Here is a 15,276-nt window from a genome sequence, read left to right as displayed (position 1 = left end):
ATCTGTGAGGAAGCCACCGAACGCACGGGGGGAATGCGGTATGCCAGGCGCCATTTACGCCGAAGGTCTGGTGAAGACCTTCGGCGATGTACGAGCACTCGGCGGTGTCGATCTCGATGTGCCGGAAGGCACCGTCCTCGGACTTCTCGGCCCCAACGGTGCCGGCAAGACGACCGCTGTACGCGTCCTCACGACGCTGCTGATGCCCGACAGCGGCAGCGCCCGGGTCGCGGGCATCGACGTGCTGAAGAACCCCAACGAGGTCCGGCGCTCGATCGGGCTCTCCGGGCAGTTCGCCGCCGTCGACGAGTACCTGACCGGCCGCGAGAACCTGCAGATGGTCGGGCAGCTCTACCAGATGAGCCGACGCGACGCGAAGGTCCGGGCGGGGGAGCTGCTGGAGCGGTTCAACCTCGCCGACGCCGCCGACCGCACGGCCAAGACGTACTCCGGCGGGATGCGCCGCCGCCTCGATCTGGCGGCGGCACTCGTCGTCTCCCCGCCGGTCATGTTCATGGACGAGCCGACCACCGGCCTCGACCCGCGCAACCGGCAACAGCTCTGGGAGGTCATCGAGGAGCTCGTCGCCGGCGGTACGACGCTGCTGCTCACCACGCAGTACCTGGAGGAGGCGGACCACCTCGCCCACGACATCTGCGTGATCGACCACGGACTGGTCATCGCCCGCGGCACCTCCGACCAGCTCAAGGCCCGCACCGGTGGCGAGCGCGTCGAGGTCGTCGTGCACCAGCCGGACGAGATCGGCCCGGCCCGCGACGTTCTCGCGCACCTGGGCAAGGGCGAGGTCGCCGTCGTCCCGCACATGCGCAAACTGACCGTCCCGGTCGACGGCGGCGCCAAGCTCCTCGCCGAGGTCATCCGTGACCTCGACGCCCGCGGGGTCGAGATCGACGACATCGGGCTGCGCCGCCCCACCCTCGACGAGGTGTTCATCTCCCTCACCGGCCACGCCGCCGAAGCGGCGAAGAACGACGAGAACGGGACGGACGGACAGCCCGCCGCCGAGACGGAGGCACACAAGTGAGCGCCCTCACCGAACCGACCACCGCCCCCGCCCCCCGGTCCGGCGGCGGCATCGGCCAGTCCGTCCGCGACTCGCTGGTCATCGCCAGGCGGAACCTGATCCGCATGAGCCGGATTCCCGAAGTGGTCCTCTTCGGACTGATCCAGCCGATCATGTTCGTGGTGCTGTTCAGCTACGTGTTCGGTGGCTCCATGAACATCGGCGGCTCGACGGACCCCGTCGTCTACCGGAACTTCCTGATGGCCGGGATCTTCGCGCAGACCGTCACTTTCGCCACGGCCGGGGCGGGCGCCGGGATCGCCGACGACATGCACAAGGGGCTCGTCGACCGGTTCCGTTCGCTGCCCATGGCACGAGGAGCGGTGCTCACCGGCCGCACGCTGGCCGACCTCGTCCAGACGATGCTCACCGTGCTGGTGCTCACGATCGTCGCCCTGCTCGTCGGCTGGCGCATCCACGAGGGCGTCCCCAAGGCGCTGGGCGCGTTCGGGCTGCTCCTCCTGCTCGGATACGCGTTCTCGTGGATCGGCGCGCTGATCGGCCTTTCCGTCCGCACCCCGGAGGCGGCCACCTCGGGCGGGCTGATCTGGCTGTTCCCGGTGACGTTCATTTCCAACGCCTTCGTGGACTCCAGCCAGATGGCGGGCTGGCTCCAGCCGATCGCCGACTGGAACCCGTTCAGTGCGACCGTCCAGGCGTGCCGGGTGCTCTTCGGCAACCCCGGCGTGTCGACGTCCGACGCCTGGCCGATGCAGCACTCCGTGTGGGCCTCGCTGATCTGGTCCGTGGTGATCGTCGTGGTCTTCCGGACCCTGGCGGTGCGCAAGTACCGCTCCGTCGCCGTCTGAGCGCGGCGTGAGGAGCGCCCGAGGGGAGCGTCCGAGCACCGGGCGCGAGCGTACGGGCGCAGAAGGAGTGTCCGAGTACGGGGAGAGCCCCGGCCGTCCGCGGCCGGGGCTCTCCCGCTGTCTCGTCAGGCGTGCGGATCGATCAGCCGGAGTACGGCTTCGCCGAAAGGATCTTGACCGTGGCGATCTTGCCGTTCGGCAGCTCGTAGTCCGCGGTCTCGCCCATCTTCTTGCCGCTCACGCCCACGCCGAGCGGGGACTGCGGGGAGTACGTCTCGATGTCCGAGCTCGCGTACTCGCGGGAGGCCAGGAGGAAGGTCGTCGTGTCGTCGTCATCGCCGTCGAAGGCGATCGTCACGACCATGCCGGGCTCGACCACACCGTCGTCGGCCGGCGCCTCGCCGACCTTCGCGTGCTCCAGGAGCTGGGTCAGCTGGCGCACCCGGAGCTCCATCTTGCCCTGCTCCTCCTTGGCCGCGTGGTACCCGCCGTTCTCGCGCAGGTCCCCCTCCTCACGGGCCGCCGCGATCTTGACGGCGATCTCCGTGCGCGCGGGACCAGACAGGTACTCCAGCTCGGCCTTGAGCTGGTTGTACGCCTCCTGCGTGAGCCAGGTGACGTTTTCGCTGGTCTGGGTCACAGGGTGCTCCTCGTCGGTACTGGGAATACAAAGCATCGCCCTACCCGGAAGCATGCGCTTCCACGGGTGGGCGAAACCACGAGCCTAACAATTCCGCAGGAAAAGGGGGAGAAGGTAAACGCCTGACACTGTCTATCCGCAGGTCAGCGGCGCTAAGTACTGGTCAGGACGTGCGTGCGGCGGTCAACGCGACGCCCCGCCGTCGTCCGTGCACCCCAGCAGCTCGGCGCTGGTCGCCCTGGACGTCGTACGCAGCGAGAGGATCCGGTCGATCCGGTCGGTGTTCTCGTCGAACCGGAAGTCCTTGCGGGCCACGTCCGTGCCGTCCTCGCGCTGCGAGCGGATCGTGCAGTAGCCCTTGGCGTCCCGGTCCTTGCGGACCTCCAGGTGCACCTCGACCCGGTCGTCCGAGACGACCTTGAACTTGATCACCTCGGCGCTGATGCCCTGGCCGGCCACGTAGTCGTAGCCGATCCAGCCGATCACGCCGAGCAGGGCGACGCCGAGCACCGAGCCGATGACCCTCAGTTTGCGGTCCGCGCGCTGGTCCGCGGAGGGGCCGTAGCGGTTCTCGGGGGGCGCTTCGCGCACCGCAGCCATGATCGTTCCTCCCGTGCCGGGGATCGAGGAATTTTCCGCCCCCGGTTCGGTCACTATAGAAGCCTCCACCCGCCACCCGACCGCCACCCCACACCGACGTCCCTGCGGGACGGCAACCTGATGGCGACGAATCACTGAGGATCGAGTCTTGACTGAGCAGCTTCGACTGATGGCCGTGCACGCCCACCCCGACGACGAGTCGAGCAAGGGCGCGGCCACCATGGCCAAGTACGTGTCCGAGGGGGTGGATGTGCTGGTAGTGACCTGCACGGGAGGCGAGCGCGGCTCCATCCTCAACCCGAAACTCCAGGGCGACGCGTACATCGAGGAGAACATCCACGAGGTGCGCCGCAAGGAGATGGACGAGGCCCGGGAGATCCTGGGCGTCAAGCAGGAGTGGCTCGGCTTCGTCGACTCCGGACTGCCCGAGGGCGACCCCCTGCCGCCGCTGCCCGACGGCTGCTTCGCGCTGGAGGACGAGGAGACGGCGGCGGGTCGTCTCGTCGCGAAGATCCGCGCGTTCCGGCCGCAGGTCATCACCACGTACGACGAGAACGGGGGCTACCCGCACCCCGACCACATCATGACCCACACGATCTCGATGATCGCCTTCGACGGCGCCGCGGACACCGCGCGGTTCCCCGAGGCGGAGTTCGGACCGGCCTGGGCGCCGCAGAAGCTCTACTACAACCAGGGCTTCAACAAGCCGCGCACCGTCGCCCTGCACGAGGCGCTGCTGGCCCGCGGCATGGAGTCGCCGTACGGGGACTGGCTGGAGCGCTGGAAGGAGTTCGAGCGCGCCGAACGCACGCTGACCACGCATGTTCCGTGCGCGGACTTCTTCGAGATCCGCGACAAGGCGCTGATCGCGCACGCGACGCAGATCGATCCGGAGGGCGGCTGGTTCCGGGTTCCGATGGACATCCAGCGGGACGTCTGGCCGACCGAGGAGTACGAGCTGGCGAAGTCCCTCGTCGATACCTCCCTCCCCGAGAGCGACCTCTTCGCGGGCATCCGCGACAATGCCTGATATGTACGCGACTCAGGCAATGACGCACCTCGTTCCGCTCGCCGAGGAACTGGACAAGAACAAGGTGACCCCCGGGGTCCTCGGCTTCATCGTGTTCGCGGCGCTGGCCGTGGGCGTGTGGCTGCTGATGAAGTCGATGAACCGGCACATGGGGAGGGTCGACTTCGAGGAGGCGCCGGAGGCGTCCGGCGACGCGGAGGGTGTGGGGGTGGGGGCTTCGGCCTCGGATCCCGCAAAGCGGAAGTAGGGGGCGGGGCGGTACCGGGGTTCGGTGGCCGCTCCGCCCTCAATCGCCGGGCGGGCTGGAGTTGTCCTCAAGCGCCGGACGGGCTTGAGGGGTGCCCTCAATCGCCGGGCGGGCTTGATTTGGCCGGGCGGTTAGGGTCCGGGAAGGGTGCCCTCAATCGCCGGGCGGGCTTGATTTGGGGCTGCGGGGCTCAGGGCCTTGTCGGGATCGGGACGCCCATTATTTCTCGGGCCTGGCGGGTTGGGGTCAGGCCCAGGCGCCAGGCCTGCCAGCCGTCCTCCAGGTCCACCCCGCGGTTCAGGACCACCCGGAACGTCTCCGCGCAGTCCTCCAGCTTGCTGTCCCGGGTCGGGTGGCCGGCCGCGGTCAGGTCGGCCAGTTCCTGCTGCGCCACTACCGTGCCCACCTCGATGCCGCCCGGGGACGCGTACGGCAGCAGCGTGCAGCGCAGGAAGCGGGCCCAGTCCGCGCCCCGCGCGTCGCCGTACGAGTCGAACAGCTCGGCCGCCTCGCCGCACAGGTCCAGCGCCTGCGGCGCGCGATGGTTGCCCGCGTCGATCAGGGCCAGCTCCAGGCACGTCCAGGCCTCCCCGTGGGCGACCCCGATGCGCCGGAAGTCGGCCCGCGCGTCCACCAAAAGCTGGCGGGCGAAACCGGAATTGCGCAGGTTGCCCGTCTGCGCGGCCCGCTGGTCGCGGGTGACCCGGCCCGAGTGGTGCCGGGCGCACGCCAGCCCGTACACGTCCCGCATCCGGGAGAACATCGTGCGGGCCCGTTCCAGCTGCCGTACCGCCTGATCGGTGTCGCCGGCCTCCTCCAGGGCCTGGCCCAGGTAGTAGAGCGTCCACGCCTCGCCCCGCGCGTCCTCGCTGTCGCGGTGCCGGGCCAGAGCCGTGTTCAGCTGCTCCACCGCCGGGGCGGGATCGCCGGCCAGCAGCCGGGCGCGGGCCAGCTGGGTCAGCGCCCAGGCCTCGCCCCGCTCGTCCCGGGTGCGCCCGTACAGATCGAGGGCGGTGCGCAGCGCGAGCTCGGCCCGCTCCACGTCGCCCATCCTCAGCAGCACCTGACCCAGCTGGAACTGCGTCCACGCCTCCCCGTGCAGCGACTCGCCCTCGCGGTGCAGGACCAGCGCGGTGTCCAGGAGCTCCAGTGCCTCGGCCGGGTGGGCCCGGTCGCGCTCCACCGCGGCCAGCGCGTGCAGCGACCAGGCCCGGTCCGCGGCCTGCCCGGCGGAGGACTGCAGCTCGATCGCCTCCCGCAGCCGCGCCGCCGCCTCCGTCAGATTGCCCTGGTGGTGCAGGGTGATGCCGAGCGAGCAGAGCGCCAGGGCCGTGCCCGAGTCGTTCTGCGCCTCGCGGTACAGGCCGACGACGGAGGACAGCGTGGTACGGGCCTTGTCCAGCTCGCCGAGCTGCCTGGCCGCGATCCCGGTACGCCACTGCACGGACCGCTCCAGCAGCCCTTGGTCGACCGCCTGCGTCAACTCGCTTATCTCGCCCAGCCGGTAGAGGTCACCACGCAGCAGGCAGTAGTCGCACAGCGCGCCCAGCAGATCGAGGACCGCCGCCTGGTCGACCCCCTCGGCGTGCCGCAGCGCGGACGTGATGAAGCTCGACTCGTCGTCCAGCCAGCGCAGCGCCGCGTCCAGGGACGTGAAGCCGTGCGAGCCGAACTGCCCGGCCCGGGTGGACATCTTGCCGTCCACCATCCGGATCACCGCCCCGGCCAGCTCCGCGTAGTTCACGATCAGCCGCTCCTGCGCGGCCGTGCGCTCGGCGGGCTGCTCCTCGTCGAGCAGCCGGGCCAGGGCGAAGCCGCGTACCAGGTCGTGCAGCCGGTAGCGCGAGCCCCGTACGTGGTCCAGCAGCCCGGCGCCGGTCAGGGCCGTCAGCAGCTTCCCGGCCTCCTGCTCGTCGGCCGAGAGCAGCGCGGCCGCCGCCGCGGCACCCAGACTGGCCCGCCCGGCCAGCGCGAGCCGGCGCAGCAGCCGCCGGGCCGGTTCGGACTGGTCGGTGTAGCGCAGCCACAGGGCCCGCTCGACCGGTGGCACCGGGCCGTACGCGGCGAGATCGGCGGCGAGCGCGCTCGGGGTGCGCGCCCCGAGTGAGGAGCCCGCGATCCGCAGGGCCAGCGGCAGCCCGCCGCACAGCTCGGTGATCGCCTCGCTCGACGGGTAGTCGTACGGCCCCTGGTCCTCCTCCTGCGACGCCTCGCGCAGCAGCTCCTCCGCGCCCGCCGGGTCCAGCGCCCCGATCTCCAGCTGGTGCACCCAGGCCGGCAGGGAGGCGGGCAGGTCGAGCGGCTCGCGGGCGGTGACCAGGACGAGGCTGTCGGAGCGCTCCGGGATCAGCGTGCGGACCTGCTCCGCGTCACTGGCGTCGTCGAGGACGATCGTCACCGGCGTACCGGTCAGATGCTGGTGGTACAGCTCGCTGAGCCGCCGCACCTGCTGCTCGGCGGACGACCCTCCCCTGGCGCCCGGGCCGGTCCCGTCCCGGAACAGCAGCTGCTCACGGGGTGCGCCCAGCCGGTTCAGCAGGTGGAGCAGCGCGTCACGGGTCGGCAGCGGGGGTTCGCCGTCCGCGCCGCCGCGCAGATCCACCACGCACGCGCCCCGGAACTGGTCCTTCAGGTCGTGCGCCGCCCGTACGGCCAGCGTGGTGCGTCCGGCGCCCGGGGGGCCGTGCAGCACGACGACGGTCGGCTTCGTCTCCGTCGACGCGCGGGCCGCGTGCACCCACTGGCCGATCCGGGCGAGCTCGGCCCGCCGGCCGGCGAACGTGCCTTCGGAAGAAGGGAGATGACCGAACGACTGCTCAAGGAGCGACCGCATGCGTGCTGCCGCGCTCCGGTCCCCGCCGCGCAGCTGAGGGGCGGTCCGCGACTGGGTGGCGGCGGCCTTCTTCTTCGACGGGGTGCGGGTCGAGGCGGTCAGCATCCGCTGCTGGTCGAGGAACGGGCGGATGCCCCGTACCTCCAGCGCGGTGAGCCACTGCAGCCGCAACTGCTCGGTCCCGCCCGGCTGTCCGAGCGCACCGGCCCGGCGGGAGGCGGCCGGCCAGTGCGAGGCGGTGACCTTGGCGACGGTGGCGGTGGCGCCCGCGACCGCGACGACGGCCCCCGCGCCGAGCGCCAGGCCCGACTCCGTGCCGAGCGCCAGGTCCGCGACGAAGGCGGCGGCCGCGGCGACTCCGGTGACCAGCAACGGCGTTGTCAGCGTCGCCCGGCTGAGCCCTGGGCCGGCGAGGTCTGCCCGGCAGCCGCGGCGTCGAGCGCCTGGGTGTACGCGTCGTACTCCTCGGCCGCGCCCGCGGCCATGCTGTCGAGCGCGCCCCGCGCACGCGTCATCAGTACGCCGGTGTCCGTCCGTCCGCCGGTGCGCCGTGCCTCTTCCTCCACGGCCCGTGCCAACAGCCTTTCGGCATCGGCCCGGTGGCTGTCCCGTATCCGCATCCGTCCCCCTCGGTTTCCCGCCCCGGCCGGCCCGGCACCCGCCCGCGTGGATCACCCAGTCTCCTGCCTCGGGGCCGCGCGCGACAGGGAGTCCGCGAGACTGCGCCGACAGCCGTAGAGGCTCTGCGCGGGTCCGCGGGCGCCTGCCGTCGGTCGGTTGCCAGGTCCACGGCGACGGAGAAGGGCACGTCAGTCCTGATCGCGAAAACTGCATCGGATGCGAGACGGCTTTTCCGTTCTCTACATGTCCCCAAGATCGACTGTGATGGAGAAAGGTGCGGTGGCCTTCACCGTGCTGGTGAACACCTCGCCGTCCCGGTAGGCCTTGGTGGCCGGGTCGAGGATGTAGGTGTACACGATCGGGACCCCGGTGGCGGCCTGCTCGACCCGCCAGTAGAAGGGGATGCCGGCCTTGGCGTACTGGTCCACCTTCACGATCCGGTCGGTGGTCTCCGAGCCGGGCGACACGACCTCGACGACCAGGAGCACGTGCTCGGGGCGGGTGGGCGTGAGGTCGATGGTTTCCGCCTGGTAGACGATGACGTCAGGGCGGCGGTTGGTGAGGGGAACGTCCTGAAGGCGGACGTCGAAGTCCGTGTCGGCATTCCAGTCCGGGCCCGCGGCGGCGTCCAGGGCGTTGGCCAGGATCCGGGCCAGCCGGCTGTGCCGCTTGGAGGCGCTCGGGCTCACGACGACCATCCCGTCCACGATCTCGATGCCGGCGCACTGCTCCTCGGACCAGGAGTCGTACTGCTCCGCGCTGATCTGCGTATGCATCCACGCGGGCGCCACCATCTCGGCGGTCATCGTGTACCTCCTTCGAGAGGCCTCGGCAGGTCCGGCGCCGCTGCGCCAAGCCTACTGTTTCGAGGTGCCGGGCTGCCCGACCCGGAAGGGAAGGAGCCGCCCACCACGTAATGGCGCATAAGTGCAATTCGGCCAAGTGAGGCGGGCGCGTCAGCGTTTCACCGGTCGCGGCAGACGCTGTGAGAGGCTGGGTCGCATGAACCGGTTGGCTGGTGTGACCTCGCCTTATCTGCTTCAGCATGCCGACAATCCTGTCGACTGGTGGCCCTGGACACCGGAGGCCTTCGAGGAGGCACGGCGGCGGGATGTGCCCGTTCTGCTGTCGGTGGGTTACTCGGCGTGCCACTGGTGCCATGTGATGGCGCACGAATCGTTCGAGGACGACGAGGTCGCGGCGTATCTGAACGAGCACTTCGTGCCGGTCAAGGTCGACCGCGAGGAGCGCCCCGACGTCGACGCCGTCTACATGGAGGCGGTGCAGGCGGCGACCGGCCAGGGCGGCTGGCCGATGACCGTCTTCCTCACCGCCGACGCCGAACCCTTCTACTTCGGGACGTACTTCCCGCCCGAGTCCCGCCACGGCCTGCCGTCCTTCCGCGAGGTGCTCGAAGGAGTCACGGCGGCCTGGACCGACCGGCGCGACGAGGTCGGCGAGGTCGCCGGACGCATCGTCAGGGACCTCTCGCAGCGCTCCCTCGCTCACGGCACGGACGGCCTGCCGGCCGAGTCGGAGCTGGCCCAGGCGCTGCTCGGCCTGACCCGCGAGTACGACGAGAAGCACCGCGGTTTCGGCGGCGCGCCCAAGTTCCCGCCGTCGATGGCGATCGAGTTCCTGCTGCGCCACCACGCCCGGACCGGGGCGGACGGCGCGCTCCAGATGGCCGCCGACACCTGCGAGGCGATGGCCAGGGGCGGGATGTACGACCAGCTCGGCGGCGGCTTCGCCCGCTACTCGGTGGACCGGGAGTGGATCGTCCCGCACTTCGAGAAGATGCTGTACGACAACGCGCTGCTCTGCCGGGTGTACGCGCACCTGTGGCGTTCGACCGGGTCGGAACTGGCCCGTCGGGTGGCCCTGGAGACCGCTGACTTCATGGTTCGCGAGCTGCGCACCGCCGAGGGCGGCTTCGCCTCCGCCCTGGACGCCGACAGCGAGGACGCGGACGGGAAGCACGTCGAGGGTGCGTACTACGTCTGGACGCCCGCGCAGCTGCGCGAGGTGCTCGGCGAGGACGACGCCGCGTTCGCGGCCGCGCACTTCGGGGTGACGCAGGAGGGCACCTTCGAGGAGGGTTCCTCGGTGCTCCAGCTCCCGCCGAAGGGCCCGCTCCACCCGCCGCGGACGGGCGAGGTCGTGGACGAGGCACGGGCCGCCGATGTGCGGGCCCGGCTGTTCGCCGCCCGTGAGCTGCGCAAGCGGCCGGGGCGGGACGACAAGGTCGTCGCCGCGTGGAACGGCCTGGCGGTCGCGGCGCTCGCCGAGGCGGGTGCGTACTTCGACCGCCCCGACCTGATCGAGCGCGCCACCGAGGCCGCGGACCTGCTGGTGCGGCTCCACATGGGCCCGGTCGCCCGGCTGGTCCGCACCTCCAAGGACGGCCGCGCCGGCGAGCACGCCGGGGTGCTGGAGGACTACGGCGACGTCGCGGAGGGCTTCCTCGCACTGGCCGCCGTCACCGGTGAGGGCGTCTGGCTGGAGTTCGCGGGCTTCCTGCTGGACATCGTGCTGGAGCACTTCACCGGCGAGGGCGGTCAGCTGTACGACACCGCGGACGATGCCGAGCAGTTGATCCGCCGCCCGCAGGATCCGACCGACAGCGCCACCCCGGCCGGCTGGACGGCGGCGGCCGGAGCGCTGCTCTCGTACGCCGCGTACACCGGATCGGAACCCCACCGCACCGCCGCGGAAGGGGCGTTGGGCGTGGTGAAGGCGCTGGGCCCGAAGGCGCCGCGGTTCATCGGCTGGGGGCTCGCGGTGGCCGAGGCGCTGCTCGACGGCCCGCGTGAGGTGGCCGTCGCCGGACCGGTCGGCGGCGCGCTGCACCGCACGGCGCTGCTGGGCCGGGCACCCGGTGCGGTGGTCGCGGCGGGGGAGACCTCGGGCACGGAGTTCCCGCTGCTGGCGGACCGGCCCATGGTGGACGGCGCGCCGACGGCGTACGTGTGCAGGCACTTCGTGTGCGACGCGCCGACGACGGACCCGGAGGTGCTGGAGCGCGCGCTCAGGGGCGAGGGGGCCTGAGCCGCGTCACAGCGGCAGGCCGCTCTCCAGCGCGTCCAGCGCCTCGTTGATCATGGCCACCAGGTCGCCCTCCTGGCCGTGCTCGGCCCAGTACAGCGTCACCTCACGCAGCGCGCCCAGCACCGACGCGACGAAGACCCTGATCCTCAGGTCGTCCGCGCTGCCGCCGGTGCGGTCGGCGAGCACCTGGGAGAGGATCTTCGCCGTGTCCGACATGGTCTCCGTCATCCGCGCCCGGATGGCGGGGACCTCCACCATCAGCCGGGTGCGCTGGCGCAGTTCCTCGTTCTCGGTGGTGATGAACGACGTCAGCGACTCGGTCAGCATCAACCGCACGGAGAGCAGGGGCGGTTCACCGGCCGGCCGGCTCCGCAGCGCGGCTTCCATGACCGGGTCGTACTCGTCGGTGAGGACGATGTCCTCCTTGGTCGCGAAGTACCGGAACACCGTGCTCGGCGACACCTCCGCCGCCTCCGCGATCTGTTCGATGGTCGTCGCGTCGTACCCCTGCTCGGCGATGAGGCGGTAGGTCGCCTGCCGGATCGCGACCCGGGTCCTGAGCTTCTTGCGCTCGCGCAGCCCCAGCGGGGGCTGCGCTCCGGGTGCGGTGAGGGAAGGGGGACGAGAGGTGGCGGCCATGGTCGCCATTGTCAGGCATCGACGGGGGTGGCGGCCACGTCGGCGGGTTCCTGCCGCTCCTGTCCCGGGGTGGTCAGGAACGCCGCGACCAGCAGGGCGCTGACCAGTGCGGTGGCGCTGATGACGAACATGACCAGGCTCATGCCGTGCAGGTACGCGGCGTCGGCGGAGTCCGCGAGCCGCTGCGCGCCGAGCTTCGCCGCGACGGCGTGGGCGGCGACGACCGAGTCCCCGGCCGTGTCCGCGGCGCCGGCCGGTACCCCCGTGGTGTCGAGCCGCCCGCTGTAGGCCCCGGCGAGCAGGCTGCCCAGCAGGGCGATCCCGAGGGCGCCACCCGTCTGCCGCACGGTCATCAGCAGTCCCGATCCGCTGCCGGAGCGGTCTGCGGGCAGGGCGCCCAGCGCGGCGTCCATGGCGGGGACGACGGCGAGGCCGAAGCCGACCCCGGCGACGGAGAGCCACATCGCGGTGAAGCCGTAACCGCTGTCGACCGTCGTGCCGCTGCCGAGCAGCGCGGCGAAGGCGAGCACGACGAGTCCGGCCGACATCGTCGCGCGGGCCCCGAAGCGGGCGTTGGCCAGGCCGCCCGCCCTCGTGGCGACGATCAGCCCGCCCATCAGCGGCAGCATCCGCACACCCGTGCCGAAGGCGTCGTTGCCCAGCACGGCCTGGAGGTAGCCGGGCAGGATGAACATCAGCCCCGCCAGCACGAACATCACGAGCGTCGCGGCGAGCGTGCTCAGCAGGAACGTCCGCTGCCGCAGCAGGGACATGTCGAGCATCGGGCGGGCGGCCTCGCGCTCGCGCAGGACGAGCGCGCCGATCAGGGCCACGCCCGCCGCCAGTACGGCCAGGACGAGCGGGTCGCCCCAGCCGCGGACCGGAGCCTCGATGACCCCGTAGATCAGGGCGCCGAGGCCGGCCGCGGTCAGCACGGTGGAGACCGTGTCGACCTTGGGGGCCGCGGGGTCGCGGGTCTCCGGGAGCAGGAACACGCAGGCCGTGATGCCGATGCCGACCATCGGGACGTTGACCAGGAAGACCGAGCCCCACCAGAAGTGGTCGAGCAGCCAGCCGCCCAGGATCGGGCCGAGCGGCATGCCGAGCGCGGAGGCGGCCGAGACGATGCCGATGGCCTTGATCCGGTCCTTCGGCTCACCGAAGAGCGAGGGCAGGACGGCGAGGGCGAGCGGCATGACGAACGCGCCGCCGACGCCCATCACGCAGCGCGCGGCGATGACGGCGGGCACCCCGTCGGCGAGGGTGCCGATGACCGAGCCGGCCAGGAAGACGCCGAGTCCGGTGATGAGCATCGAGCGACGGCCGAACCGGTCGCCGAGCAGGCCCGCCGGCAGCATCAGCGCGGCGAACACGACGACGTAGGCGTCGGCCATCCACTGCTGTTCGCCGGTGGTGGCGCCGAGGTCCCCGGCCATGGTCGGCAGGGCCACGTTGAGGATCGTCATGTCGAAGCCGAGGACGAGCATGCTCGCCACCAGCGCGCCCAGGGCCCACCAGCGTCGGTTCATGGCCTTCTCCTTTGAGAGTGTCAGTCAAATGACAGTAACTCTCAAAAGGGTGTGAGTGTCAATGTGTGCGTGGGGGTGCCCGGGGCGGCGGCATGGCGCGCGGGCGCGGCGGTGCGGGGTGGCCGGGTGCGGGAGGGTGTGCCGGGGCAGCCGTCGGCCCGGCTCGTCGGCCGGGGCGGACGGTGATCGTCCGCGGTCGCCGCAGCGGGGCGGGGGGTGCGGGGTTACGCGCCGGTCGGGTGGACCGCGGTGATGCCGGCGAGGATGAGAGTGATCCCGGCGAGGAACTGCTCGCGGTCGTCGTGGTCGCGCATCTGGTCCGCCACGGCCCGGGTGAACGGGTACTCGTCGGGGTCGAGCGCTTCCCATGCCGTCGAGACGGAGTCGAGGAACTCGGCGCGGTCCGTGCCGGGGGCGAGCGCGCTCCCGCCGGCGCTGTTCGCGGCGTTCTGGCCCGCGGCGCCGAGGATGTAGTGCACCAGGGCCGAGGTCGCCGTGAACCAGCTGCCCTCCGGTACGCCCAGCGCCCGGACCTGCCGCCCGATGCTCTCGAAGATCCGCGGCGTCACCGACTGCCAGGGGCTGCGGGACATCTGGGTGGCGAGCTGCGTGGCGAGCCAGGGGTGTCGGTCGAGGGCGTCGAACAGCCCGAGTGCGACTGCCCGGATCTCCGTCCGCGGCGAGTCCGGGTGTTCGGCCGGCCCGGCGGCCAGGGCTGCGGCGACGACGGCGTCGGTCGCGGCGTCGAGCAGCTCACCCTTGTTCGCCACGTGCCAGTAGATCGCCCCGGGCCCGGTGGCGAGGCGTCCGGTCAGCGCCCGGAAAGTCAGCCCGCCCTCGCCGGCCGTGTCGAGCAGCTCGACGGCGGCCTCGATGATGCGCTCCCGGGTGAGCGCGTCCGTGCGCCGCTCCGACTTACGCGTCCGTGGTGTCACCTCGTCATTTTGACATGTCTGGAGCGCCGTTCCAACATGGGTACTGGAACGCCGTTCCATCGAGTGGCCGGACCCCTCGCCGGGCGGCCCCGACCCCGAAGGAGCCACCATGAACACCCCTGTCACGATCATCGGCGCCGGCCTCGGCGGCCTCACGCTCGCCCGCGTCCTGCACGTCCACGGCATCCCGGCCACCGTCTACGAGGCGGAGGCCTCCCCGGCGGCGCGTGCGCAGGGCGGGATGCTCGACATCCACGACGAGAACGGCCGGCCGGCTCTCCGGGCGGCAGGGCTGACGGACGAGTTCCGCGCCCTCGTCCTGGAGGGCCGAGAGGCGACGCGGGTGCTCGGCCGGGACGGGGCCGTGCTGTTCGACGACGACAGTGCGCGTGGCCGCCCCGAGGTGCTGCGCGGTGAGCTGCGGCGGATCCTGCTCGAATCGCTCCCGGCCGGCACCGTCCGGTGGGGGCACAAGGTCAGCGGCGTCCGCGCCCTCGGCGACGGCCGCCACGAGGTGGCCTTCGCCGACGGCGCCACCGTCCACGCGAGCCTGCTGGTCGGCGCGGACGGGGCGTGGTCACGGGTCCGGCCGCTGCTCTCCGATGCCGTGCCCGAGTACACCGGCATGTCGTACGTGGAGACGTACCTGTTCGACAGCGACACCAGGCACCCGGCCACTGCGAAGGCGGTCGGCGGCGGATCGCTCTTCGTGCTCGCCCCGGGCAAGGGGATCCAGGCCCACCGGGAGAGCGGCGGGACCCTCCACACCTACGTGGCGCTCACCGAGCCGCAGGAATGGTTCGCCGCCGTCGACTTCACCGATTCCGGGGCGGCGGCCGCCCGGATCGCGCAGCAGTTCGACGGCTGGGCGCCGGAGCTCACCGCGCTGATCACCGACGGTGAGACCGCACCGGTCCTGCGCACCCTCAACGCCCTGCCCGTCGAGCACCGCTGGGACCGGGTGCCGGGGGTGACCCTGCTCGGCGACGCCGCCCACCTGTCGATCCCGAACGGCGAAGGCGCCAACCTGGCCATGCTCGACGGCGCCGAACTCGGCAACGCCCTCGCCGCGCACCCCGGCGACGTCGAGGCCGCCCTCGCCGAGTTCGAGCAGGCCATGTTCCCCCGCAGCGCCGCGGCCGCCGCCGACGGCGCCGACCTCCACGCCACCCTCTTCGGTGACGGCACCCCGCACAGCCTGATCAGCATGTTCACCGGGGGTGAGTAGCCGCGGCCGGCCGTTCGCCGGGCCGGCCGTGCG

The 15,276-nt window shown here is 71.8% G+C and carries 12 protein-coding genes and 1 pseudogene; 6 read left to right on the top strand and 7 right to left on the bottom strand.

From position 1 onward, the window contains the following. The first annotated feature begins 40 nt into the window (after positions 1-40). Positions 41-1,045 carry an ATP-binding cassette domain-containing protein gene (locus LNW71_RS10395; protein WP_250967989.1) on the top strand — a complete coding sequence of 335 codons (1,005 nt, stop codon included), beginning with the start codon at positions 41-43 and terminating at the stop codon, positions 1,043-1,045. Then, on the top strand, positions 1,042-1,893 hold the full coding sequence (locus LNW71_RS10390) for an ABC transporter permease (protein ID WP_250967988.1): 852 nt from the start codon (positions 1,042-1,044) through the stop codon (positions 1,891-1,893). Before LNW71_RS10395 ends, LNW71_RS10390 begins: the two co-directional genes overlap by 4 nt. Positions 1,894-2,035: 142 nt before the next feature. Here LNW71_RS10390 and greA read toward each other — a convergent pair whose 3' ends face one another. Together greA and LNW71_RS10380 are read right to left on the bottom strand one after the other, a co-directional pair. Then, positions 2,036-2,533: a transcription elongation factor GreA gene (greA, locus tag LNW71_RS10385; protein WP_250967987.1), complete on the bottom strand. Its 498-nt coding sequence runs from the start codon at positions 2,531-2,533 to the stop codon at positions 2,036-2,038. 183 nt (positions 2,534-2,716) lie between these two features. Then, on the bottom strand, positions 2,717-3,133 hold the full coding sequence (locus LNW71_RS10380) for a DUF4307 domain-containing protein (protein WP_250967986.1): 417 nt from the start codon (positions 3,131-3,133) through the stop codon (positions 2,717-2,719). Positions 3,134-3,281: 148 nt separating this feature from the next. Between LNW71_RS10380 and mca the strand changes: the two genes are divergently transcribed. Then, positions 3,282-4,163: a mycothiol conjugate amidase Mca gene (gene mca / locus LNW71_RS10375; RefSeq protein WP_250967985.1), complete on the top strand. Its 882-nt coding sequence runs from the start codon at positions 3,282-3,284 to the stop codon at positions 4,161-4,163. A gap of 1 nt (position 4,164) precedes the next feature. Beyond that, positions 4,165-4,410, top strand: a complete 246-nt coding sequence (locus tag LNW71_RS10370) for a hypothetical protein (RefSeq protein WP_250967984.1) — start codon at positions 4,165-4,167, stop codon at positions 4,408-4,410. Positions 4,411-4,600: 190 nt separating this feature from the next. Here LNW71_RS10370 and LNW71_RS10365 read toward each other — a convergent pair. Both LNW71_RS10365 and LNW71_RS10360 read right to left on the bottom strand, forming a co-directional pair. Then, positions 4,601-7,863: pseudogene (locus LNW71_RS10365) on the bottom strand (tetratricopeptide repeat protein). A gap of 240 nt (positions 7,864-8,103) precedes the next feature. Beyond that, on the bottom strand, positions 8,104-8,670 hold the full coding sequence (locus LNW71_RS10360) for a Uma2 family endonuclease (protein WP_250967983.1): 567 nt from the start codon (positions 8,668-8,670) through the stop codon (positions 8,104-8,106). 196 nt (positions 8,671-8,866) lie between these two features. Between LNW71_RS10360 and LNW71_RS10355 the strand changes: the two genes are divergently transcribed. Further along, entirely contained in the window at positions 8,867-10,912 is a 2,046-nt protein-coding gene (locus LNW71_RS10355; RefSeq protein ID WP_250967982.1) for a thioredoxin domain-containing protein, read from the top strand. Positions 10,913-10,918: 6 nt separating this feature from the next. On the opposite strand, the gene LNW71_RS10350 is transcribed toward LNW71_RS10355, so the two are convergent. The 3 genes from LNW71_RS10350 to LNW71_RS10340 all read right to left on the bottom strand — a co-directional run bounded on the left by LNW71_RS10350 (position 10,919) and on the right by LNW71_RS10340 (position 14,015). After that, positions 10,919-11,551 carry a TetR family transcriptional regulator gene (locus tag LNW71_RS10350; RefSeq protein ID WP_250967981.1) on the bottom strand — a complete coding sequence of 211 codons (633 nt, stop codon included), beginning with the start codon at positions 11,549-11,551 and terminating at the stop codon, positions 10,919-10,921. A gap of 11 nt (positions 11,552-11,562) precedes the next feature. After that, entirely contained in the window at positions 11,563-13,080 is a 1,518-nt protein-coding gene (locus tag LNW71_RS10345) for a DHA2 family efflux MFS transporter permease subunit (protein ID WP_250967980.1), read from the bottom strand. Between the two features lie 224 nt (positions 13,081-13,304). After that, entirely contained in the window at positions 13,305-14,015 is a 711-nt protein-coding gene (locus LNW71_RS10340; protein WP_250967979.1) for a TetR/AcrR family transcriptional regulator, read from the bottom strand. Positions 14,016-14,124: 109 nt separating this feature from the next. Here LNW71_RS10340 and LNW71_RS10335 point away from each other — a divergent pair, with 109 nt between their 5' ends. Beyond that, positions 14,125-15,243, top strand: a complete 1,119-nt coding sequence (locus LNW71_RS10335) for an NAD(P)/FAD-dependent oxidoreductase (protein WP_250967978.1) — start codon at positions 14,125-14,127, stop codon at positions 15,241-15,243. Positions 15,244-15,276: the final 33 nt, after the last annotated feature.

Origin of the sequence: Streptomyces sp. RKAG290, assembly GCF_023701695.1 — a bacterium.
GTDB lineage: Bacteria > Actinomycetota > Actinomycetes > Streptomycetales > Streptomycetaceae > Streptomyces.
The sequence above is the reverse complement of the archived record's forward strand: the minus strand, read 5'-3'. Positions and strand labels throughout refer to the sequence as shown.